The sequence below is a fragment of the Mycobacterium sp. IDUB_21 genome, assembly GCF_055419425.1.
Map to the genome: position 1 here is coordinate 69,313 of NZ_JBVAXQ010000004.1, position 21,088 is coordinate 90,400.

Genomic DNA, 21,088 nt, shown 5'->3' on the forward strand with positions numbered 1-21,088 from the left:
TGCTGATCAGCGGCGCGCGGCCCTCGCGCGGTTATGGTGTGCAGGTGATCGCCGATTCGACCAGGCGCTGGAACATCGGCCGTGACGTGACCGCTGTGGTGCTGCTGTGCATTGCCCCGGCGCTGCCCTGGAGCGTGTACTTCGGGGCCGGAATACCCGGCAACGACACCAGGTTGCTGGCCGTGCTGGCCGGGGCAACGATGCTCGCGCTGGGAGCGGTCGTGGCGACCTACGCCGGCCCCTGGGGGATATTGGGCGCGGACGCCAACCCGGCTCTCGCCGGACGGCTACGTCGATGGCTCAGCGCGCCGTACCTGCTGCTGGTACTCGGCGTGGTGGTCGCCGACGTGGTGCAGACCGTCCAATACGGCGGCAGCTCGCGGCCCCCCGGCGGGGTGGGTCCGGGAGCGTGGCTGGGCGTCACCGGCGCACTGCTCGCCGGGCAACCGGTACTGGCCGGGCCGGTCCGATTCTGGAAACGCGGCGCCCGCGTCCTGGGTGACGCCTCGATCGTCGGCGCCGCCTTGAGCGTGCTCTACAACCTGTACTGGCGAGTGCACTACGCCCTGCCCGATGTGCACTCGGCAAGCGACTTCGGCAAGCCGCACGCCGCCATCATCGTGACCGCCCTGGTGTACGGGGCGATCGCCTGGATCACGGTGCTCATCGCGTCGGGATGGATTCTGCGGCGCGACAAGGCGTCCCAGCTCTGCGTCGTGCTACTCGGCGGGGCCACCCTGCTGGCCGGCGTGCTGGTGTGGGTACTGCCGGTGGGCCGGGTCATCGACGGCTTTCACGGTATCGCGCAGAACACCTCCACGGCGGGGGTCGGATTCGAGGGTTATCTGGTGTGGGTCGCCGCGGCGGCGATCTTCGCGGTGGCCGCGGTGCGCGACGCGTCCGCGGCGACCTGGCTTGCGGCAACACGTAATACGTTGCTGCTGATCATCGTCTGGTGCCTCGGGTCGGCGTTGATGCGCATCAACGACCTCGCGGTCGCGGTCGGCCTGGATCTGCCGTATTCGCCCTATGACAGTGCGGCGATGGCGTCCTTCGACGTGGTGACCGCGGTGGTTGCGATCTGGCTGCGGATCAACCTGGGCAATCGCACGATTCCGGCAGCCGCCCTCTGGTCGGTGGCCGCGATCCTGTTCGGGTTCACCATCGCGCGCATCGTGGTGGGTGTCGGACTGGCTCCACGCCTTGCCGATTCACAGCGGGTCGCGGCGTTGGCGAACCCGGTGTACGGCAACGGACTCGCCCAGCAGATCACCAGCACGTTCGACGTGATGCTGTGCGGTCTGGCGTTGTGCGGTCTGGTGGTCACGATCGTCGCCGGCCGACTCGCCCTGCCGGCCGACGACCGCCCCAAACCCGGCGACCGCGGCTCTCCGCACATCTTCCGGTCCGAGAATTCGACGCCGCCCTCAGCCACCGGCGGGCCGAAGATCTACCGGGGAGAAGATGATTCGGCCGGCGACGACGCGTTGGTTCAGGGCAGCTCGAACGGCAACTGAACGCCCTCGTGCGGCAGACAATGCGTGCAGGTGCGCTCTTCGTCGACCTGTTCGATCCCCTGCTGCACCAGCTTTTTGAACGGCTCGATGTTCTTCTGGAATTCCGCGAAGACGTCGACGACCTTCACGCCAGAACCGACATCGACGCCGGCGTCCAGATCGGTGACCAACGCTATTGCGGCATAGCAAATCTCAAGTTCGCGCGCCAGCACCGATTCGGGATAGCCGGTCATGTTGATCAGACGGAAGCCCGCCGCGGCGAACCATTGGCTTTCGGCGCGGGTGGAGAACCGCGGCCCCTGGATCACCACCATGGTGCCGCCGTCGACGACGTCGTCCAGGCCGGTCACCGCGGACCGCAGCGTCGGGCAGTACGGGTCGGCGAACTCGACGTGCACCCCGCCGTCGTCGAAGTAGGTGTCGGCGCGGCCGCGGGTGCGGTCCACCAGTTGATCTGGCACCACCACCGAACCGGGCGGCAGTTCAGGCGTCAAGCTGCCGACCGCGCACGGCGCCAGGATCCGCCGTACCCCCAGCGTCCGCAGCGCCCACATGTTGGCCCGGTAGGGCACCGTGTGCGCCGAATACTCGTGTCGTTCGCCGTGCCGCGGCAGAAACGCGACCTCGTGACCGCCGACGGCGCCGATCGTGATCTCCGCGCTGGGCTTCCCATAGGGGGTGTCGCATTGCACGCGGCGCACGTCCTCGCCGAAGAACGAGTAGAAGCCACTACCGCCGATCACGCCCAACATGTTGCGCCGCTTCCTCCTCATCGCTTCGTCCCCCTCGCCGCTGCGCGGCTGGGGGTACCCCCACTGCATCGTCAGCGCCGGGCAAGTTGTGCTCCTCCCGCATGCAAGGATCGTGCCCATGTCCGAAAAGGCCAGCTTTGCACAGTGGATCGAAGGGGCGCGTCCCCGGACCCTGCCCAACGCGATCGCCCCGGTGATCGCCGGAACCGGCGCGGCGGCCTGGCTGGGCACCGCAGTCTGGTGGAAGGCGCTGCTGGCGCTGACCGTCGCGCTGGCGCTGATCATCGGGGTGAACTTCGCCAACGACTACTCCGACGGCATTCGCGGCACCGACGACGACCGGACCGGCCCGTTGCGGCTGGTGGGCTCGCGGCTGGCGGCCCCGCGAACGGTGCTGGCCGCGGCGGTCGCCGCGCTGTCGATGGGCGGGCTGGCCGGTTTGGCGCTGGCCCTGCTCAGTGCCCCGTGGCTGCTGGCGGTGGGCGCGGTCTGCATCGCCGGGGCGTGGCTGTACACCGGCGGGTCGAGGCCCTACGGCTACGCCGGCTTCGGTGAAATCGCGGTGTTCGTGTTCTTCGGCCTGGTCGCGGTGCTGGGCACCCAGTACACCCAGGCACTGCGGGTGGACTGGGTCGGGGCAGCGCTGGCGGTGGGTATCGGCGCGCTGTCGTCGGCGGTGCTGGTGGCCAATAACCTGCGCGACATCGCCACCGACGAACCGGCCGGCAAGATGACGCTGGCGGTGCGGCTCGGCGATGCTCGCACCCGCGTGCTGTTCCAGGTGTTGCTGGCGCTGGCAGGCGTGCTGACGTTCGCGCTGATGCGGGCCACCCCGTGGTGTGCGGCGGGGCTGATCGCCACCCCGCTGGCGCTGCGGGCCATCGTCCCGGTGCGCTCCGGTAAGGGTGGCGTCGCGCTGATCCCGGTGCTGCGCGACACCGGGCTGACGATGCTGGTGTGGGCGATCATCGAGGCGCTGGCGCTGACACTGCGCTGAGGGCGCAATCTACTCGGCGTCTTGCGCCGTGGGCGCAGTGTCAACGGGGAGTTCATCCCCGCGCAGCCGGGCCCGCAACTGCTCGCGGTCGCGCCGCCGCCGCTCGCCGGCCGCGGCCATGCTGGCGGTGGCACGCCGGCGTAGCGGAGTGAAGACCCACATGCCCAACGGCAGCGCGATGATCAGCGCCAACAGCGCCGCGACGATCAACGGGAAGTCGCTCAGCCCGAGCAGCCGCCCCAGCCCGTAGATCACCGCGCTCAACACGACCACCAGCGCCAGCCGGGCTGCCGCGTACGCGACCACATCGGCTACCGCACGGCCCAGCGGGGCCCGACCTGCTGTCACGATCACCAAGCCTACTGTCGGGCCCGACGGGCTCCGGCGGGCTAACGGTATATTCGGCGCCAGGAGGTGTCGCGAGTGCTCTACCTGCTCCTCGTCCTGGCCCTGGGGACATTGCTCTACATCGGTCTGCGCGCCAACCACGCACGGCCGAAGACGCGCGTGATCGGGCCGGACGATGACCCCGACTTCCTGTGGAAGCTCAGCCACGGCGACAACAAGCCGTAGCGCGGTAGACCACCCGGGAAGACCCCGGGCTACACGAAGTGCTGGTTGAACCGGTCGTCGCCCGGGAACGCTTCGGCGACGACGGCAGCCAATTCGACGAGCGCCTCGCGGGTCTCCCGCTTGAGGCGCAGCAGATCGATCTCGGCGCCCTCCTCCAGATGCGGGTCGAACGGCACCAATCGCACCGCACGGCACCGCCGGGAGAAGTGGTCGACCACCTTTTGCATGTCGACCTTGCCGGACCGGGGCCGCACCGCGTTGATGACCGCGATCGAGTTGCGCACCAGCTCCTCGTGGCCGTGCGCGTCCAGCCAGTCCAGCGTCGCCGAGGCACTGCGTGCGCCATCAACTGAGCCCGAACTCACCACGATCATGGTGTCGGCCTTGGCCAGCACGGCCGACATGGCCGAGTGCATCAGACCGGTGCCGCAGTCGGTGAGAACCAGGCTGTAGAACCGCTCCAGCACCTGCAGGGTGCGGGCGTAGTCCTCGGCGCTGAACGCCTCTGACACGGCCGGGTCGCTCTCCGAGGCCAGCACCTCCAACCGGCTGGGACCTTGGTTGGTGTAACTGCGGACATCGCTGTAGCGCTGGATACCGTCGGCGTCGCGCAGCAGGTGGCGCACGGTCGCCGGCGTCTCCATCGGCACCTTCTGGCTCAGCGTGCCCCGGTCCGGGTTGGCGTCCACGGCCACCACCCGGTCGCCGCGGATGGACGCGAAGGTGGCTCCCAGCGTCGCGGTGACGGTGGTCTTGCCGACGCCGCCTTTCAGCGACAGCACCGCGATCCGGTGGCAGCCCTGCAGCGGCCGATTGACCTGCACCACCAGGTCGTTGTAGCGGGTGGTGCGCGGGCTCTCCCCGACATTGATCAGCTGGCCGGACAGCACGTAGAGCAACCGGCGCCAGCCGGACGTCGGCGGCGGCTTGGACTGCCGCAGCAGTGACGTGGTGGACAGATCCGAGAACGGTGAGATGGGCTCGGCCGGACGGTAGGGGGCGCCACCGGGGCCACCGCTCGAACTGCCGCCGTAGTAGACCGGGGCCGGGTTCTCCATCGGCTGTGGAGTCCAGGTCGCCGGACCGGGGTTCCACTGCTGTTGCTGGGCCTGGGTCTCGGCGGGCGCCGGCCACGGGTCGAGCGGTTCGGAGAACCGGCGTTCGGTGCGGAAACCACCGAATGACCGGGTCACGGAGCCCTCGGCCTCCTCGGCCTGCTGCTGGAACGGCCCGGTGTCCGGGTCGCCGGCAGGCACCTCGTCTGCCCCGCTGGCCTGCTGGTACGGCCGGAACTGGGTGGTCGGATGATCCGTCATCTCGTGGCCCTGGGTGGCGTCACCCGGTGCATGGTCGGACACTGATATCTCCCCCATCACGGTGGTTGGGTCGAGTAAATGGACGTCTTTTACCGCAGGGTAGCGCAGCCGACCTAAGGGTTTCTGTCAGCTGTGTTAGCCGACTCCGGCATACGAGTGCAGTCCCACGGTCACCAGATTGACGAAGAACAGGTTGAAAATCATCGCCACGAAGCCGGCGACGTTGATCCAGGCCGCCTTGTAGTCCCGCCACCCGGCCGTCGACCTGGCATGCAGATAGGCGGCGTAAATGACCCAAGCGACGAACGAGACCGTCTCCTTGGGGTCCCAGCCCCAGTAGCGGCCCCACGCACCTTCAGCCCAGATTGCGCCGAAGATCACGCCGAAGCCGAACACCGGGAACGCGAAGATCGTCGTCCGGTAGGCGATGCGGTCCAGGGTTTGCGCGTCCGGCAGCCGGCGCACCATCCGGGCCAGCGCACCCGGGGCGTCGGGGTCACTGAGCCGCGAGGACCGCACCAGAAACAGGATGCTGGCCACACCGGCCACCACGAACACCCCTGAGCCGATGCTGACCACCGAGACGTGGATCGGCAGCCAGTAGGACTGCAACGCCGGCATCACCGGTGCGGCGGTGGCATACAGCCAGCGCCCGGAGACGGTCAGCAGGATCAACACCGGCAGCAGCACGAACACCCACAAGCTGCGGTGTTGCGGACGGCGCAGCGCGGCCGCGGCGGTCACCAGCCCGGAGAAGCAGGTCAGGTTGATGAACTCGTACATGTTGCCCCACGGCGGGCGCAGCGTGGCGGCGCCGCGGAACACGATGCAGGCCAGCAGCAGCGCGATACCCAGGTAGACCAGGGCCAGCCCGGCGCGGCCCACCCGCTCGTCGAAGGGCCGCCGCCGCGGCGGCAACACGACCCCGGGGGTGGCACTGTCGGCGATCACCGTTCCGGCGGCCACCAACTCGGCCTCGGCGGGGGTGCGGGCGCGGCTGTAGGCCAGTTCGACGGCCAACAGCAGCAGCGCGATCACCAGCACGATCAGCGCCGAGGTGAACGCCCAGTCGGAGTAACGCGCCAGCCCGACGTCGATGTGGGTGGTATTCACGGTCGCTGCTCCTCCAGGCCGGCCAGCAATCGGGTGGTCAGCCGCTCGAACTCATCACCCCAACCGGAGTTGTCGGTGCGCGCCAGCCCGCCCAGCTCGACGTTTACCGTACCGGCGACCTGGTCGCGCGGGGCAATCCGGATCCAGATCCGGCGGCGGCGCACCGCCAGCGACACCACCAGACCGGCCATCATCGTCATCGCGAACACCAGCACCCAGACCTCGGCCGGATCATGGGACAGCTGGATGTTGACGAACGGCACGGCGCCGTCGAAGCGCACCCGGGTGCCGTCGTCGAGGCGGATCTCCTCACCGGGCTTGAGGTTGGACCGGGCCACCTTGGCCAGCCGGCCCTGATGGATCAGCCGGGAGTCCAGCGTGAACAGTCCCTGCGGCCGGCCGGTGTCCAGCCCGGTGTCACCGCGATACACATCGATCGCGACCGCGGGGTCGTGCAACGCCGGGAACGCCGACGACAGCAGCGTGTCGTCGAGCTCCTCGGTCGGTGCGAACAGCCCCTGGATGCCGATCTGCTGTTTGCGCCGTTCGCTCGCGTCGGGGTAGGTCCCGGCCGGCGGGTCGAAACGCATCGCACCGGACGACAGCAGGGTCAGCGGATTGTCCGGGCGGAACTGCACCGTCTGGGTGCGGGTCTGCCCGTCCGGGAAGATCACCGTGAAGGTGGGCGCGTAGCCGTGGCCCTGCAGGTAGGCCCGGACGCCGCCCACCCGCAGCGGGTGGTTGACCTCCAGCAGGTACGGGCGCCACTGGTCGCGGCTCAGATCTTCGCCGGCCTGGTAGTCGATGTGCGCCGTAAACGAGGTGGCCAGCCCGGAGACCAGATAGTTGGCGTCGAAGTCGTTGACCCGGATGCACATCGGGTGCAGCCGGGTGCCGTCGACGGTGGTGCCGGCACGGAACGAGTCGAACGCCGCGGGGGATGCCGAACAGAACCCGGGCCCGCCGTCGGCGATGACCATCACGTTGCCCTCGTAGCCGAACAGGCGGCCGACCGCGACCGACGCCAGCAGCCCCAGCAGCGCGAAATGGAAAACCAGATTGCCGAATTCGCGCAGATACCCCTTCTCCGCGGACACCTCGATGGTGCCGTTATCGGAACGGCTGATCCGCCGCCAGCCGCGCAGCCGCCCGGCCAGCTCGGCGCCGAGCTTGTCCGCATCGCCGACCAGCTGCGCCTCGGCGTGCTTGGGCAGCCGGGCCAGGTTGCGCGGCGCGGCGACCGGGGTGGCGCGCAGGTTGCGCAGATGCTCGAGGGTCCGCGGGGTCAGGCAGCCGATCAGCGAGATGCACAGCAGCACGTAGATGGCGGTGAACCAGAAGCTGGCGAAGACCTCAAAGGCCTGGACGCGGTCCAATAACGGTCCCAGCACCGGGTGCAGCGCCAGGTACTCGTCGACCTTGGCGGCGTTGAGGTTGCGTTGCGGCAGCAGTGCCCCTGGAATGGCGGCCAGCGCGAGCAGAAACAGCAACACCAGCGCGGTGCCCATGGAGGTCAGCGCACGCCAGGTGTTGCGTATCCGGGCTGTGAGCCCCGCGAGCAGACGCGGGGAGGAAGTGACCATCAGATCGGCAGCCTGACGTCGGAGACCAGCCCGTCGCGCACCGCGGCGACGAAGTGGCCCCATCCGCCGGTGACCAAAGCCAGCCCGACTGCGATCAGCAGCACGCCGCCCAGAATCTGAATGGCCCGGGTGTGGCGGCGCAGCCAACCCAGCCCGGCCACCGCACTGGCTGAACCGAAGGCCAGCGCCACGAACGGGAGGCCCAATCCCAGGCAGTAGGCGATCACCAGCACCACCCCGCGGGCCACGCCGGAGCCGTCGGTGGCCGAGGCGACGGCGATGACCCCGGTCAGCGTCGGCCCCAGGCACGGGGTCCAGCCCAGCGCGAACACCGCGCCCAGAAGCGGCGCCCCCAGCACCGTCGACAGTTGCTGCGGGGTGAACCGGACCTGCCGCTGCAGCGCCGGGACGAAACCCACGAACACCAGTCCCATCGCGATGGTCACCACGCCGCCGATCCGCTCCAACAGCACCTGATTGCTGATCAAAGTGGTGGTCATACCGAGCACGGCGACCGAACCGAGCAGAAACACCGCGGTGAACCCGGCGACGAACAGTGCCGCCGACCCCGCGACGCGCCACCTCGCCGACGGTGGCGCCTTGAGTGCACCGGCCTGCGGCTGTTCGTCGACGCCCACCACCGCGGCGAGATACGACAGGTAACCCGGCACCAGCGGCACCACGCACGGCGAGGCGAACGACACCAGCCCGGCCAGCGCCGACACCGCGACCGCCAGCAGCAGCGGGCCGGAGGTGGCGGTGGCGGTGAGACTGCTCACTGCGGCGCCTCGGTGCTTTCTGCGCTTTCCGCGCTTTCCGCGCTTTCCAGGGCCAACCGTGCCACAACCGGCTGCAGGTCCTCGGCGAGCACCTCGCGCAGGAACACCGCCGCCACCCGGTGCTGGCGGTCGAGCACCATGGTCGCCGGGATGACCGACGACGGATACCGGCCGCCGAACGCGATCATGGTGCGCATCGCCGGGTCGTAGATCGACGGATACGTCACCCCGCGGTCGGAGATGAAGTCGCGGGACGCCTGCGGCTCGGGGTCACGGACGTCGATGCCCAGAAACGCCACCCCGTCGGCGCGGGTCTCGTCGTAAACCTTTTGCAGTTGGCTGATTTCGGTGCGGCACGGCCCGCACCACTGCCCCCACACGTTGAGCACGACGACGCGTCCACCGAAGTCGTCGACGCCGATGGTGCGCGCCGGGTTCATCAGGTCGGGCCCGGAGATCGGGCCGGGCTTGCCGCGGTCCTCGGGCGGGTCGTAGAAGATGTCGGTTTTGCCGCCGGGCGAGACGAATTCGAAGGTGCCGCCGTGCGTCACGGCGTCGTCACCGGTCGAGCAGCCCGAGATCAAGGCGGCCGCCGCCACCGCCCCGGCGATCAGCAACGCCCGCATCGTCAGCCGCCGGACGGGACACGGTAGTCGACGTCGACCAGCCGATCACCGTCATAGATCAGCGTGGTCACCGAACCGACGTCGCACTGGCGCCGGCGCGGGTCGTGCCAGAGCTTGTGGCCACTCAGGTACTGCCGCACCGTCCACACCGGCAGCTGGTGGCTGACGCACACCACCTCGTGACCGGCGGCGCGCGCCCGGGCCTTGTCCACCGCGGTGGCCATCCGGGCGGCGATCTGGGCATAGGGTTCGCCCCAGGTCGGGGTGAGCGGGTTGCGCAGGTGCCACCAGAACCGCGGGTTGCGCCAGGCACCGTCACCGGGCGAAACACGTTTGCCCTCAAAAATATTGGTCGACTCGATCAGGTCCTCGTCGGTGTCGACGGGCAGGTCGTGGCGGGCCGCGATCGGCGCGGCGGTCTCCTGGGCGCGCTGCAGCGGCGAGGCGACCACGGCGACGATGTCGGCCTCGGCCAGCATCTCCGCGGCGGCAACAGCCTGCGCGCGACCGGTGTCGGAGAGCCGGAAACCCGGGATTCGCCCATAGAGAACGCGGTCCGGGTTGTGGACCTCGCCGTGACGGATCAGGTGTACGCGGGTTTCTTCGGACATCAGGGTTTCGGCTCCGGGGTGGCGGCGCGGGCGGCCTGTGCCGCCCTGGGTAGCGCGTCGGCGATCTGATCGAACGCCTCGTCGGTGAGCGCAGCCGAGACGAACCAGGCTTCAAAGGCGCTGCACGGCAAGTAGATCCCGTCATCGAGCAGCGCATGGAAGAACGCCGGGAACCGCCAGGTCTCGCTCGCCCGGGCCGCGGCGAAATCGGTGACCGGCTCATCGGCGAAGAACACGCTGAACATGTTGCCGGCCCGGGGAATCTGGTGCGGCACACCGGCGTCGGTCAGCGCCTCGGACAGCAGCGCGGTCAGCCGGTCGGCATTCTTGTCCAGCAGGCCGTAGACGTCGGCGTCGGCGGCGCGCAGGGTGGCCAGCCCGGCGGCAGTGGCCACCGGGTTCCCCGACAGCGTGCCGGCCTGATAGACCGGCCCCAGCGGCGCCAGCCGGTCCATCACGTCGGCCCGGCCGCCGAAGGCCGCTGCCGGCAGCCCACCGCTGATCACCTTGCCGAAGGTGAACAGGTCGGCGTCCACCGGATCGAGCCCGTACCAGCCACTGTGGCTGACCCGGAAGCCGGTCATCACCTCGTCGATGATCAACAGCGCCCCGTGCTCGGCGGTGATCGCCCGCAGCTCGGCGTTGAAGCCGGGCACCGGCGGCACCACGCCCATGTTCCCGGGGCTGGCCTCGGTGATGACGGCGGCGATCTGGTCGCCGAATTCGGCGAACGCGCCGCGTACGGCAGCGATGTCGTTGTAGGGCAACACGATGGTGTCGGCGGCGGTGGCGCCGGTGACCCCCGGCGACGACGGCAGCGCCAGGGTGGCCACCCCGGAGCCGGCGTCGGCGAGCAGCGCGTCGACGTGCCCGTGGTAGCAGCCGGAGAACTTGACGACCTTGGGCCGGCCGGTGAAGCCGCGGGCCAGCCGCAGCGCACTCATGGTGGCCTCGGTGCCGGAGTTGACCAGCCGGACCTTGCGCACCGCCGGCACCCGGCCGATGATCTCGGCCGCCAGCTCGGTCTCGGTGCGGGTCGGCGCCCCGAACGACAGGCCGGCGGCGGCGGCGTCGCGGATGGCTTCGACGACGGCCGGGTGGGCGTGGCCGAGGATCATCGGGCCCCAGGAGCAGACCAGGTCCACGTAGCGGTTGCCGTCGGCGTCGGTGAGCCAGCAGCCCTGGGCGCGATCAATGAACCGCGGGGTGCCGCCGACGGCCGCGAACGCGCGGGCCGGCGAGTTGACCCCGCCCGGGATCACCGCGCAGGCCTCGGCGAACAGCCGCTCCGATGCCGCCGTGACACGATCCGCACTAACCACGACGACCAGTGTTCCAGCCCGCGCGACGTCTACGACTACAGGGTGTAGTTGGGGCTTGAGGTCACCGCATGCCGGGGGTTGGATGGCAATCATGCAACTACCGCAACGTCTGGCCCGGTTCAACCGGCACGTCACCAATCCGATCCAGCGGCTCTGGGCCGGTTGGGCACCGTCCTTCGGAATCCTCGAGCACGTCGGAAGGCGCTCCGGTAAGGCCTACCGGACCCCGCTGAGCGTGTTCAGCACTGATGACGGGGTGGCAATTCTGCTCACCTACGGCCCGGACCGGGACTGGCTGAAGAACATCACCGCCGCCGGTGGCGGCAGGCTGCGCCGCCACGGCAAGACGTTCGGCGTCACCGAACCGCGGGTGGTCAGCCGCGACGAGGCGGCGCTGCACGTGCGGCCGAGGTCGCGTCGGGTTTTCGGGCGGCTGCCGTTCGAGCAGGCGGTCCTGCTCACCCGGCAGGGCTGAGCGATGCAGTTCTCCGAGCGCCGCGCCCGGTTCAATCGGGTGGTGACCAATCCGCTGTTCCGGCCGATCTCCGGCTGGGTGCCGATGTGGTCGATCGTCGAGCACACCGGCCGGCGCTCCGGGAAGACCTACCGCACCCCGGTCTCGATGTTCCACGCCGCCGGCGGCGGCGTCGCGGTCCTGCTGCCGTATGGAACTGACCGTGACTGGGTGAAGAATCTGCAGGCTGCCGACGGCGGACGGGCCAAGATGGGTGGCAAGACCTTTGCCGTCACGAACCCGCGGGTGGTGCCGACCGCCGAGGTGGTGGACCAGCTCAAGCCGCCCTGGCGCCAGCTGCTCGGGCGCGCCGGGGTGGCGCACACCCTGCTGCTGGACCGCGCCGGCTGACTAGTCGCTAGACGAGCCGGGGCTACCGGGCTGTCCCGGGGTGCCCTGCGGGTTTCCGGCCCCACCGGTACCGGCGGCGCCGGCCTTGCCGGCCTCGACACCGTTGCCGCCGTCACCACCATCACCACCGGATCCGCCCGGGCCGACCGAGCCCCCGGCCGCCGCCGCACCACCGGCACCGCCGGTCCCGCCGGCGCCTCCGCCCTTGGCCGCCGCTCCGTCCCCGGCGTTCCCGCCGTTGCCGCCCACTCCCCCGGTGCCGCCGTCGGGATGAGCCGCGGTTCCGGCGCCACCGGCACCACCGGTACCACCCGCGCCGCCGGCGCCGCTCTCACCGCTGTTCGGGTGACCGAGCATGCCGTCGCTGCCATTCCCGCCGTCGCCACCGTTGCCGGCGGTTCCGGCCCACGAGCCCGCCGCGCCACCGTTTCCGCCGGCGCCGGCAGCCCGACCGTGGCTGGGGACCCCGCCGTAGCCACCCGCGCCGCCGTCACCGCCGCGGCCGCCGTTGCCGCCGTTGCCGTCGGAACCGGCCAGCGCGTCGCCGCCGTTGCCGCCCGGGGCGCTGAACCCACCTGGTCCGGCATTGCCCATGAACATCAGGTCTCCGGCGTTGCCTGCCGCACCGCCGGCCCCGCCGTTTCCGCCGCTCGGGTGATCTGCAGTGCCGGCACCGCCGTTACCGCCGTAGCCACCGGAGCCGCCCGGGCCACCGAACCCGGCCACACCGTTGCCGCCGTCACCGGCGTTGCCGCCGAGTCCGCCGTCGCCACCGCCGTTGCCCCAGCCGCCGTCACCGCCGTCGCCGCCGCGGCCGCCGGCACCGAACAGCGAGATGGCCTCCCCGCCGAGTCCACCGTCGCCGCCATTGCCCGCGGTGCCGGAGATGCTGTCCAGCCCGTCGCCGCCCCAACCGCCTTCGCCGCCGTTGCCCAACAGCCAGCCGCCGGTCCCGCCGTCACCGCCGTCGCCGCTGGAACCGCCGTCGCCGCCCCAGCCGCCGTTGCCGACCATCTTGGCGTCGCCGCCGTTGCCCCCCGTCACACCCGCGGCGATGTTCTCGTCGGTGCCCGAGCCGTAGCCGTTGCCGCCGTCGCCGAACAACCAGCCGCCGTCGCCGCCGTCGGGGTGGTCGACGGTGCCGTCGACGCCGTCGCAGATCAGGCCGCAGGACCCGTCAAATGCGAACAGCGGGTTGATGATCGGGTCGATCAGGACGCCCGGGCCCATCAGCCACAGGTTGCCCAGGTCGTGGATGGTGGCGTAGAGCTGGTTCTGGACGAGTCCGGCGAAGACGACCTCGGCCACCGACGCCCAGGTGTAGATGTCGGTGCCTGCCTGGCCGAGATCCAGCGGGTCGGCCGCGGCCACCCCCGGGTCGGCTTGAGCAAAGGTGTCTGCGTCAGCGAAGAACTGGTCGAAGGAGAACATGTCGTCGAAGTCGGCGCGCGCCGGCGCGGCGGTGACCGGGCTCAACCCGAGCGCCAGGAACGTGCCCACCGACCCGATGGAGGTCGCGGCGCCTGCCGCGCGGCGAGAGGGACGATGGTTCTGGATGGCAGCACGGCGACCGGACATTGTGCGACTTTAACCAGGCCCACTGCTGCGCCACAACTGCGGATCCAACCCACGTGTTCGTCAGCATGTGCGGGCCTATGAACAAATAACAACCGCAGTCGCTGGCCGGACGTTCGAGGCCGGGCGCCCGGGTGTACTTTATGCCGGTGACGGCCACTGACGGCTCGGCGGCATCCGCACTCGCCTGGTTGCTGGCGCCGGTGACGGTGCCGACTTTCCTCGACGAGCTGTGGGGCGCCGCGCCGCACCACATCGGCCGGGACCGCGCCGACTACTTCGGCCCGCTGGCCGGCCCGTCATCGACCGAGCAACTGCTGGCGGCGCTGCGCACCGAGCCGTCCGCGGTGCGACTGGTGCGCGGGGCCGACCACCTGGCACCCGAGCACTGTGCCGACGGCACTCTGGATTTAGCGCGGGTGCGCGCCGCGTTGGATGACGGCTACACGATCATCTGCAACAACATCGAGAAATACCTGCGCCCGATGTCGACGCTGACCCACGGAGTCGAAGTCGAGCTGAACTTCCCGACCCACGTCAACGCCTACGTCACCCCGCCGGCCTCGACGGGTTTTCTGCCCCATTACGACCACCACGACGTGCTGGTGTTGCAGATCCAGGGCAGCAAGACCTGGTACTTCTACGGTGACGACCCGGTGCCGCCGCACCTTATGCAGCAGATGCACGAGGTCGACCCGGCCGGTCTGCCGGAGCCGACCAGTTTGCACCTGGCCGCCGGGGACACCCTGTATCTGCCACGGGGCCGGGTGCATTCGGCCGAGACGACGTCGGAGTCATCGGTGCATCTGACCGTCGGCATCCACGTGCCGACGGTGCTCACGCTGCTGACCCACACGCTGCACATGTTGAGTCTGCGCGACGACGTGGTGCACACACGTTTGCCCGCAAGACATTTGGACGACCCGAAGGTGCGCGCGAACCTGGGCGCCGTGATCCGGGACGGGCTCGCCGCCATTGCAGCCCCCGACGCGCTGGCCGAAGGCCTTGGCGCCATGCAGGATTTCTTGGTGCGGCGCGCCCGCTGCCCGGTCGTCGGACAGGTCTCCGACACCGTCGGTCTCGACACCGACACCCTGGTGCGCAAGCAACAGCCGCTGTACTCCCGGGTGAGCACGACGGCCGACGGGGTGGGCCTGCAGTTCGCCCAGCTGATCGTCAGCGCCCGCTCCGACCACGAGGCCGCGATGCGGTTCCTGTCGCAGAGCACCGAGCCGTTCCGGGTGGGTGAACTGCCCGGGCTGAGCTCTGCTGCGCAGATCGAGTTGGTCCGCAGCCTGATCATGAGCGGCTTCCTGGTGCGACCGCCCGTCGGCGCCGCGCCAGTGAGTCCATAAATGCGGGTGTTCTCCGTCGATAGTCCCGTATTCCCAGCAGACATCCAGTTATTATTCTTGATTTGAGGATAGGCTCCATACGTTCGGAACGGGGAAAGGTGGCCATGACGGAGCCAATCTGGATGGCGTCGCCACCGGAGGTGTACTCAACTCTGCTGAGTAGCGGTCCGGGCGCGGGGCCACTGCTGGCCGCCGCCGGCATGTGGGACGCGTTGAGCACCGAGTACACCGACGTGGCGCAGGAGCTGTCCACGATGCTCTCGGCGGTGCAGGCCGGGTCCTGGCAGGGACCCAGCGCGGAATCCTATGTGGCGGCGAATGTTCCGTATCTGGCCTGGCTGATCCAGGCCAGCGCCGACAGCATGGCGCTGGCCGCCCAGCACCAGACCGCCGCCACCGCCTACACCTCCGCGGTGGCGACGATGCCCACCCTGGCCGAACTGGCCGCCAATCACACGATTCACGCGGTGCTGCTGGCAACGAACTTCTTCGGAGTCAACGCCATTCCGATCGCCGCCAACGAGGCCGACTACACCCGGATGTGGGTACAGGCGGCCACCACGATGTCGACGTATCAAGCGGTGGCCGGGGCGGCGGTGGCGTCGTCCCCGGCGGCGGCGACCGCGCCGACGGTGCTCAATCCCGACACCCCGGTGCACCGCGACCACCACCACCGAAACGACCAGCCGCCCACCCAGGACTTCGGCAACATCTACCAGGAGAGCTGGTGGACGACCCGGATCGCCGAGATCAACGAGGCCATTCAGGCCGACCTTTCCAGCAACAATCCGCTCACCAGCCTGATCAGCGATCCGGTGCTGATGACGATCGCCCCGCATTACGCCGGTGAGATCGTGCTCGGCATGGCGCCGGCCGTGACGGCGCTGACCGAGACGATGCTCGCCCTGGTCGCGCCCGCGTCACCGCTGGCCGGCTTCGCCGGTGTCGCCGGTCTGGCCGGCCTGGCCGGCCTCAACGTTCCCGCACCGGCGCTGCCCGCCCCGGCCCCAGCCCTGCCCGTCCCGGCCGCCGCCGCGCCGGCGGGTGTGACGGCCCCGCCGGCCCCGGCACCGGCGGCTCCCCCGGCCATGGCCCCGCCCACCCTGGCACCGGCCGCCACCGCGGCCGGCGTCCCGGTGATGCCCCCGCCGATCACCGGGGCCGAAGCGGCGGCCTTCCCGTACCTGATCGGTGGCGGGCGGGTCTTCGGAGCCGCCACGAAGATGCGTGTGGCCACGCCCGCGGCGGCGCAGCGGTCCGCGGCTCCCGCCGCCACGGTGGCCTCCGGCGCCGCGGACAGACAGGCACGCCGGAGACGGCAGCGCGAGGCCCTGAAAGATCCCGGCAACCGCTACGAATACCTCGACTCGGACGGCACGGCTGCGGCGTCGGCAAGCGGGGCGGGCCAGATCGGATTCCCGGGCACCGCGGGGCATCAAACAGGTTCTGGTGTAACGGGATTGACCACCCTGACCGACAGCGCCGCGGGTGCCGGTCCGTCGGTTCCCATGCTGCCGCATACCTGGGAGGGGCCCGAAGACCCGGAGGCGCCGCGCTGAACTGATCAGCGGCCCAGCAGGCGCATCTTCTGCTCGTTGTACTCGTCGTTGGTGATCAATCCGCGATCGCGCAGCTCGGCGAATTCGCGGATCTCCGCGGCGATGCCCATCGCCGTCGGCCCGGGTGTGCCGTCACCCCCGTCGGCCGCACCCGCCGGAGAATCCGCCGCCGAGCCGGCCCCGGCGCGTTGCGGCATCTGGACCCGCGCCGAAGTGTCCGCGGCATCAGCGCCGCCCCGGCCGCGGCTGACCGAACCGGCCAGGGCGCTACCGCCCATGCCCGCCAGCGCCATCTGGCTGAACGCGCTGCCCGCGCCGGCGAGCGAGGCCGCCGGCGCCCCGCCGGCGCCCGGGCCGGCCAGCGGCGTCGTGTAAGACAAGGTGCGGATCTCCGGGGCATTGGCGGCCCAGTTGATCGGCACCGACAGATTTCCGGCCGAGATCGCCTCGCCCATCGCCGCGGTCAGTCCCGCGGAAACGCCGGGCACCATCGGCCGCGACGGGGTCAACGGCGAGAACAGGTCGATGTTGTGCAGGATCTCGTACTCCACTGCCCGCAACTGATCCTGCTCGGAGAGGATCTCCCGGGTGCTGGCGTCGGCCGCCACCCAGGCTCCCGAGGCCAGGATCAGCGAGACCACCTGCGCCGCGCTCAGCCCCGCGATATCGCTGATGCTCGGCAGCGTGATCAGATCCGCCAGGCCCTGGGCCGGCCCGGCCACCGTCGCCACCCCTGGCTGCAGCATGGAGCTGTTCTGCGCGCCGAAGATCCCCGAGGCCAGCTGGCCCAGCAACGACTGGACGTTCGAGGACGACGAGGTGGCTTCGGCCGCCCCGGTCGCGGCGGCCTGACTGACCGGCCCGGCCGGATTGCTGGTCTGCGGTGGCGGCTGGAAGGGTGTCAGCCCGGTCGCGGTGGCCGACGACGCGGCGTAGGCGTACATCGCGGCGGCGTCCTGAGCCCACATCTCGCCGTAGGCGGCCTCGTTGGCGGCGATCGCCGCGGTGTTGGTCCCCAGGACATTGGTGGCGACCAGCAGCAGCAACTGGGCACGATTGGCAGCCACCACGGTGGGCGGCACGGTCGCACTGAACGCCACCTCATAGGCCGCGGCCGCCGCATTCGCCTGCGCCGTCGTCTGGTCGACCTGCGCCGCGGTGGCGGCCATCCAGCTCGCATACCGCGCCGCGGACTGCACCAGCGCCACCGACGCCGGCCCCTGCCAGGACTGGCCGGTCAGCTCGGCGATCACCGACTCATACGACGTGACCGCCGAATGCAGCTCGGCGGACAAGCCACCCCAGGCTGCGGCGGCGGCCCGCATCGGCGTGGAACCCGGGCCGGTGTACATCCGCAGCGAATTGACCTCCGGTGGCAGGGCAGCGTAGTTCATCCACTGACCCCCTCCCTGGGCACGAACCGACGGAAACCGGTGTGTGTGTATTTGTAGCGGAAATGGTCCCTGGTGGCCGGGGATTCCGGATTTGCGGAGGAGGGTCCGGTCGTCCCGGCGAGATGACGGTCACAGCCGCACGCTGCGATAACATTCGCGCGTGCGGATGCTGATCACCGCTTTGCGCGACCTGCAGTGGCGGCTGCGCCGGTTCATCGTCGCCGCCGTCGGCACCGCGATGGTGTTCGCGCTGACGCTGGTGCTGGCCGGGTTGACCCACGGTTTCCGCGTCGAGGCCGAACATGTGGTCGACTCACTCGGCATCGACAGCTACCTGATCCAGACGGCCGCGGTCGGTCCGTTCATGGGCTCGTCGCGGTTCCCGCAGAAGGAGGCCGGTGACGTCGCCCGGATTCCCGGCGTCGAAGCGGCGCTGCCGGTGGTGTACGGCAACACCATCCTGCAAGACGGCGAGTCATCGCTGAACGTGAACATCTACGGGGTTCCCAAGGCCGCGATGCCGCCGCTCACCTCGGGGCGCGCACCGACCGAACCCAACGAGATCGCGATGTCCACCACGCTGAAACGCGCCGTCGGCGACGACGTCCAACTGGGCCCGGACAAACTGCGGATCGTCGGGCTGGTGGAGAAGTCCACGACGCTGGCCGGCCAGCCCAATGGCTTCCTGACCGTGTCGGGCGCCCAGCGACTGATGTTCTCCGGGCAGCCGGTGGCCTCGGCGATCGGCATGCGGGGCACCCCCGCGAAGGTGCCGAAGGGCTACCGGGTGGTGGACCGGGCCGCCGCCGTCGACGACATGGTGCGCCCGTTGGCCGGGGCGCAGATGGCGCTGTCGTACATGTCGGTGCTGCTGTGGGGCGTCGCCGCGCTGATCGTGGGCTCGCTGATCTACCTGTCGGCCCTGGAGCGCACCCGCGACTTCGCGGTGTTCAAGGCACTGGGCGTCACCAACTGGATGGTGTTGGCCGGGCTGGCGCTGCAATCGGTGGCCGTGGCAGTGGCCGCGGCGGTGCTCGGCGGCATACTGGCGGTGGCGATCGGTCCGCTGTTTCCGATGCTGGTGGCGGTGACCGCTTCTTCGTTCACCCTGCTGATGCTGACCGCGGTGGGGATCGGCCTGCTGGCCAGCCTGGCGGGCCTGCGCCATGCGGTGGCCGTCGACCCGGTGCTGGCGTTCGGGGGGCCGTGACGCATGGGCGACCTGCAGATCAATGATCTGGTGATCGAATACGCCACCGGCGGCGGGGAACCGATCCGTCCGATCCACGGCCTGAGCCTGGAGATTCCGGCCGGATCGCTGGTGGTGGTCCTCGGGCCCAGCGGGTGCGGCAAGACCACGCTGCTGTCGTGCCTGGGCGGCATCCTCAGCCCGACCAGCGGTCAGATCCGGTTCGGGGCCACCGAGGTCACCGCGCTGAGCCGCCGTGACATCACCTCCTACCGGCGCCGCACCGTCGGCATCGTCTTTCAGGCTTTCAACCTGGTGCCGAGCCTGACCGCGCTGGAGAACGTGATGGTGCCGTTGTGGGCGGCCGGACGGACGCAGTGGGCGGCCACCGAACGCGCCCGTGACCTGCTCACCCGAGTGGGTTTGGCCGACCGGACCCACCACCGGCCCGGGCAGCTCAGCGGCGGCCAGCAGCAGCGCGTGGCGGTGGCGCGCGCACTGGCCCTGGACCCGCCGCTGATCCTGGCCGACGAACCGACCGCGCAACTCGACTACGTCCGGGCCGGCGAAGTCGTGCAACTGCTGCGGGTACTCGCCGCCGGTGACCGCGTCGTGGTGGTGGCCACCCACGACACCCGGATCGTGCCGCTCGCCGACATCGTCATCCAGCTGTCGCCGACCGCCGTCCCGACCCGCCCCCAGCAGGCGCCCGTCCGGCTGGGGCCCGGCTCGGTGCTGCTGGAGCAGGGCACCGTGGAGGATCTCATCTACGTCGTCACCGAGGGCGAGGTGGAGATCGCCCCCGATTCGGCCGGCGCCGGCGACGGACTGCTCAAGATCGGCAAACCGGACAACTATGCCGGTCAGCTCGGGCCGATGGTCCGCATCCCCCGCTCGGCCACGGTCCGCGCGCCCCGGGAGGCGACCGTGGTGAGCTACACCGTGGAGGCGTTCCGCCAGCAGTTCGGTCCGCCACCGGCGCCCGACGTTCCTAACGAACCCATATCAACCTGATCGGCGCCCCGGCGTGCCTCGCCGACCCCGGCGCTCGGGCACGAAATAATTCCTGTCATGGCTGATCTGACCCGCCGGGCTGCTCTGCGCCTCGGGGTCGGTGCCGCCGGCGCCGCGGGCCTGTTCGGATCGGGTGCCCTACTGACGTCGCCCGCGTCGCGAGCCACCGGGAACGCCTACCCCACACGGGAATCCGGGTCGTTCGTGTCGGCAGCTCGCGGCGGAGTGGAAACCAACTGGATCATCGCCCGGCCGCCGGGACAGACCGGGCCGCTGCGGCCGGTGATCGCCCTGCACTGCAAGGACGGCGACGCGGCCTGGGTGATGGATCTCGGCGTCGAGGAGGAGCTGGCGAAGCTGACCGCCTCGGGCCGGCCACCGTTCGCGGTGGTGGCCGTCGACGGCGGCAACACCTACTGGCGGCCGCACGGCCCCGGCCAGGACTCCGGGGCGATGGTGCTGGGCGAATTGATCCCGATGCTGCCCGACAAGGGCATCGATACCTCGCGGGTCGGGTTCATGGGCTGGTCGATGGGCGGCTACGGCGCGATGCTGCTGGGCACCCGCCTCGGCCCGGCACGGACCGCCGGAATATGCGCGATCAGCCCGGCGATCTACATGACCTACTTCGGCGCGCCCGCCGGGGCGTTCGACAGCGTCGACGACTGGCGGACGAACTCGGTGTTCGGCTTGGCGCCGCAACTGGCACCGATCCCGCTGCGAATCGACTGCGGCACTTCGGACAGCTTCTACTACGCGACCAATCACTTCGTCGGCCAGTTGAATCCGCGGCCGGCGGGCGGATTCTCGCCGGGCGGTCACGACGTGTCCTACTGGCGCGGCCAGCTGCCGGCCGAGTTGGCCTGGCTGGATTCCTGATTTCGGTGCATCACGTTGAGTGTGCGCCACGGGCGCTCTGACACGGCGAATCGCGCCCCCAACGCACAC

Annotated in this window: 21 protein-coding genes; 10 read left to right on the forward strand and 11 right to left on the reverse strand. The window is 70.2% G+C overall.

Annotation, left to right across the window (positions count from 1 at the left end):
* Positions 1 to 38: 38 nt before the first annotated feature.
* Positions 39 to 1,517 carry a DUF7937 domain-containing protein gene (locus ACZYY4_RS07565; RefSeq protein WP_463809627.1) on the forward strand — a complete coding sequence of 493 codons (1,479 nt, stop codon included), beginning with the start codon at positions 39 to 41 and terminating at the stop codon, positions 1,515 to 1,517.
* On the opposite strand, the gene ACZYY4_RS07570 is transcribed toward ACZYY4_RS07565, so the two are convergent.
* A complete protein-coding gene (locus ACZYY4_RS07570) occupies positions 1,493 to 2,269 on the reverse strand; it encodes an S-methyl-5'-thioadenosine phosphorylase (protein ID WP_463809629.1) in 777 nt (258 codons plus the stop codon). The genes ACZYY4_RS07565 and ACZYY4_RS07570 overlap by 25 nt on opposite strands.
* 118 nt (positions 2,270 to 2,387) lie before the next feature.
* Here ACZYY4_RS07570 and ACZYY4_RS07575 point away from each other — a divergent pair, with 118 nt between their 5' ends.
* Positions 2,388 to 3,266: a 1,4-dihydroxy-2-naphthoate polyprenyltransferase gene (locus tag ACZYY4_RS07575; protein ID WP_463809074.1), complete on the forward strand. Its 879-nt coding sequence runs from the start codon at positions 2,388 to 2,390 to the stop codon at positions 3,264 to 3,266.
* Positions 3,267 to 3,275: 9 nt separating this feature from the next.
* Here the strand turns inward: ACZYY4_RS07575 and ACZYY4_RS07580 are convergent, their stop codons facing one another.
* Positions 3,276 to 3,614, reverse strand: coding sequence for a DUF4229 domain-containing protein (locus ACZYY4_RS07580; protein ID WP_463809076.1), 339 nt, complete (start codon positions 3,612 to 3,614; stop codon positions 3,276 to 3,278).
* Positions 3,615 to 3,689: 75 nt separating this feature from the next.
* Between ACZYY4_RS07580 and ACZYY4_RS07585 the strand changes: the two genes are divergently transcribed.
* Entirely contained in the window at positions 3,690 to 3,839 is a 150-nt protein-coding gene (locus ACZYY4_RS07585) for a hypothetical protein (RefSeq protein WP_463809078.1), read from the forward strand.
* 29 nt (positions 3,840 to 3,868) lie between these two features.
* Here ACZYY4_RS07585 and ACZYY4_RS07590 read toward each other — a convergent pair whose 3' ends face one another.
* The 7 genes from ACZYY4_RS07590 to hemL form a co-directional block, all read right to left on the reverse strand.
* On the reverse strand, positions 3,869 to 5,155 hold the full coding sequence (locus ACZYY4_RS07590; protein ID WP_463809631.1) for a MinD/ParA family ATP-binding protein: 1,287 nt from the start codon (positions 5,153 to 5,155) through the stop codon (positions 3,869 to 3,871).
* A 135-nt stretch (positions 5,156 to 5,290) separates the two neighbouring features.
* Entirely contained in the window at positions 5,291 to 6,268 is a 978-nt protein-coding gene (gene ccsB / locus ACZYY4_RS07595) for a c-type cytochrome biogenesis protein CcsB (protein ID WP_463809080.1), read from the reverse strand.
* Positions 6,265 to 7,851, reverse strand: a complete 1,587-nt coding sequence (gene resB, locus ACZYY4_RS07600) for a cytochrome c biogenesis protein ResB (protein WP_463809082.1) — start codon at positions 7,849 to 7,851, stop codon at positions 6,265 to 6,267. Before resB ends, ccsB begins: the two co-directional genes overlap by 4 nt.
* The gene (locus ACZYY4_RS07605; RefSeq protein WP_463809084.1) at positions 7,851 to 8,630 is read right to left on the reverse strand and encodes a cytochrome c biogenesis CcdA family protein; all 780 of its coding nucleotides are present in this window, start codon (positions 8,628 to 8,630) and stop codon (positions 7,851 to 7,853) included. Before ACZYY4_RS07605 ends, resB begins: the two co-directional genes overlap by 1 nt.
* A complete protein-coding gene (locus ACZYY4_RS07610; RefSeq protein WP_463809086.1) occupies positions 8,627 to 9,256 on the reverse strand; it encodes a TlpA disulfide reductase family protein in 630 nt (209 codons plus the stop codon). The genes ACZYY4_RS07605 and ACZYY4_RS07610 overlap by 4 nt, the downstream gene beginning before the upstream one ends.
* Before the next feature lie 2 nt (positions 9,257 to 9,258).
* On the reverse strand, positions 9,259 to 9,867 hold the full coding sequence (locus ACZYY4_RS07615) for a histidine phosphatase family protein (protein ID WP_463809087.1): 609 nt from the start codon (positions 9,865 to 9,867) through the stop codon (positions 9,259 to 9,261).
* Positions 9,867 to 11,198, reverse strand: coding sequence for a glutamate-1-semialdehyde 2,1-aminomutase (gene hemL / locus ACZYY4_RS07620; protein ID WP_463809633.1), 1,332 nt, complete (start codon positions 11,196 to 11,198; stop codon positions 9,867 to 9,869). Before hemL ends, ACZYY4_RS07615 begins: the two co-directional genes overlap by 1 nt.
* An 82-nt stretch (positions 11,199 to 11,280) precedes the next feature.
* Between hemL and ACZYY4_RS07625 the strand changes: the two genes are divergently transcribed.
* Together ACZYY4_RS07625 and ACZYY4_RS07630 are read left to right on the forward strand one after the other, a co-directional pair.
* Entirely contained in the window at positions 11,281 to 11,664 is a 384-nt protein-coding gene (locus ACZYY4_RS07625; protein ID WP_463809089.1) for a nitroreductase family deazaflavin-dependent oxidoreductase, read from the forward strand.
* A 3-nt stretch (positions 11,665 to 11,667) separates the two neighbouring features.
* On the forward strand, positions 11,668 to 12,054 hold the full coding sequence (locus tag ACZYY4_RS07630; RefSeq protein WP_463809091.1) for a nitroreductase family deazaflavin-dependent oxidoreductase: 387 nt from the start codon (positions 11,668 to 11,670) through the stop codon (positions 12,052 to 12,054).
* Here the strand turns inward: ACZYY4_RS07630 and ACZYY4_RS07635 are convergent, their stop codons facing one another.
* On the reverse strand, positions 12,055 to 13,632 hold the full coding sequence (locus ACZYY4_RS07635; RefSeq protein WP_463809093.1) for a PGRS repeat-containing protein: 1,578 nt from the start codon (positions 13,630 to 13,632) through the stop codon (positions 12,055 to 12,057).
* Between the two features lie 140 nt (positions 13,633 to 13,772).
* On the opposite strand from ACZYY4_RS07635, the gene ACZYY4_RS07640 reads away from it, so the two are divergent.
* Both ACZYY4_RS07640 and ACZYY4_RS07645 read left to right on the forward strand, forming a co-directional pair.
* Positions 13,773 to 14,984, forward strand: a complete 1,212-nt coding sequence (locus ACZYY4_RS07640; protein ID WP_463809094.1) for a JmjC domain-containing protein — start codon at positions 13,773 to 13,775, stop codon at positions 14,982 to 14,984.
* A 104-nt stretch (positions 14,985 to 15,088) separates the two neighbouring features.
* The gene (locus tag ACZYY4_RS07645; RefSeq protein ID WP_463809096.1) at positions 15,089 to 16,543 is read left to right on the forward strand and encodes a PPE domain-containing protein; all 1,455 of its coding nucleotides are present in this window, start codon (positions 15,089 to 15,091) and stop codon (positions 16,541 to 16,543) included.
* 5 nt (positions 16,544 to 16,548) lie between these two features.
* Here ACZYY4_RS07645 and ACZYY4_RS07650 read toward each other — a convergent pair whose 3' ends face one another.
* The gene (locus tag ACZYY4_RS07650) at positions 16,549 to 17,937 is read right to left on the reverse strand and encodes a PPE family protein, SVP subgroup (protein ID WP_463809098.1); all 1,389 of its coding nucleotides are present in this window, start codon (positions 17,935 to 17,937) and stop codon (positions 16,549 to 16,551) included.
* A 166-nt stretch (positions 17,938 to 18,103) separates the two neighbouring features.
* Here ACZYY4_RS07650 and ACZYY4_RS07655 point away from each other — a divergent pair, with 166 nt between their 5' ends.
* The 3 genes from ACZYY4_RS07655 to ACZYY4_RS07665 are packed head-to-tail and all read left to right on the forward strand — an operon-like array spanning position 18,104 to position 21,019.
* Positions 18,104 to 19,147, forward strand: coding sequence for an ABC transporter permease (locus ACZYY4_RS07655; RefSeq protein WP_463809635.1), 1,044 nt, complete (start codon positions 18,104 to 18,106; stop codon positions 19,145 to 19,147).
* 3 nt (positions 19,148 to 19,150) lie between these two features.
* Positions 19,151 to 20,140, forward strand: a complete 990-nt coding sequence (locus ACZYY4_RS07660; protein WP_463809100.1) for an ABC transporter ATP-binding protein — start codon at positions 19,151 to 19,153, stop codon at positions 20,138 to 20,140.
* 48 nt (positions 20,141 to 20,188) lie between these two features.
* On the forward strand, positions 20,189 to 21,019 hold the full coding sequence (locus tag ACZYY4_RS07665) for an alpha/beta hydrolase (RefSeq protein ID WP_463809637.1): 831 nt from the start codon (positions 20,189 to 20,191) through the stop codon (positions 21,017 to 21,019).
* Positions 21,020 to 21,088 lie beyond the last annotated feature (69 nt).

Excerpts from the sequence above, each read along its gene's own strand:
- ACZYY4_RS07570 (WP_463809629.1), bottom strand. The coding sequence starts at position 2,269 with ATGTTGGGCGTGATCGGCGGTAGTGGCTTCTACTCGTTCTTCGGCGAG.
- ACZYY4_RS07575 (WP_463809074.1), top strand. The coding sequence starts at position 2,388 with ATGTCCGAAAAGGCCAGCTTTGCACAGTGGATCGAAGGGGCGCGTCCC.
- ACZYY4_RS07590 (WP_463809631.1), bottom strand. The coding sequence starts at position 5,155 with ATGACGGATCATCCGACCACCCAGTTCCGGCCGTACCAGCAGGCCAGC.
- resB (WP_463809082.1), bottom strand. The coding sequence starts at position 7,851 with ATGGTCACTTCCTCCCCGCGTCTGCTCGCGGGGCTCACAGCCCGGATA.
- ACZYY4_RS07610 (WP_463809086.1), bottom strand. The coding sequence starts at position 9,256 with ATGCGGGCGTTGCTGATCGCCGGGGCGGTGGCGGCGGCCGCCTTGATC.
- ACZYY4_RS07615 (WP_463809087.1), bottom strand. The coding sequence starts at position 9,867 with ATGTCCGAAGAAACCCGCGTACACCTGATCCGTCACGGCGAGGTCCAC.
- ACZYY4_RS07625 (WP_463809089.1), top strand. The coding sequence starts at position 11,281 with ATGCAACTACCGCAACGTCTGGCCCGGTTCAACCGGCACGTCACCAAT.
- ACZYY4_RS07630 (WP_463809091.1), top strand. The coding sequence starts at position 11,668 with ATGCAGTTCTCCGAGCGCCGCGCCCGGTTCAATCGGGTGGTGACCAAT.
- ACZYY4_RS07635 (WP_463809093.1), bottom strand. The coding sequence starts at position 13,632 with ATGTCCGGTCGCCGTGCTGCCATCCAGAACCATCGTCCCTCTCGCCGC.
- ACZYY4_RS07640 (WP_463809094.1), top strand. The coding sequence starts at position 13,773 with ATGCCGGTGACGGCCACTGACGGCTCGGCGGCATCCGCACTCGCCTGG.
- ACZYY4_RS07645 (WP_463809096.1), top strand. The coding sequence starts at position 15,089 with ATGACGGAGCCAATCTGGATGGCGTCGCCACCGGAGGTGTACTCAACT.
- ACZYY4_RS07650 (WP_463809098.1), bottom strand. The coding sequence starts at position 17,937 with ATGAACTACGCTGCCCTGCCACCGGAGGTCAATTCGCTGCGGATGTAC.
- ACZYY4_RS07655 (WP_463809635.1), top strand. The coding sequence starts at position 18,104 with ATGCTGATCACCGCTTTGCGCGACCTGCAGTGGCGGCTGCGCCGGTTC.
- ACZYY4_RS07660 (WP_463809100.1), top strand. The coding sequence starts at position 19,151 with ATGGGCGACCTGCAGATCAATGATCTGGTGATCGAATACGCCACCGGC.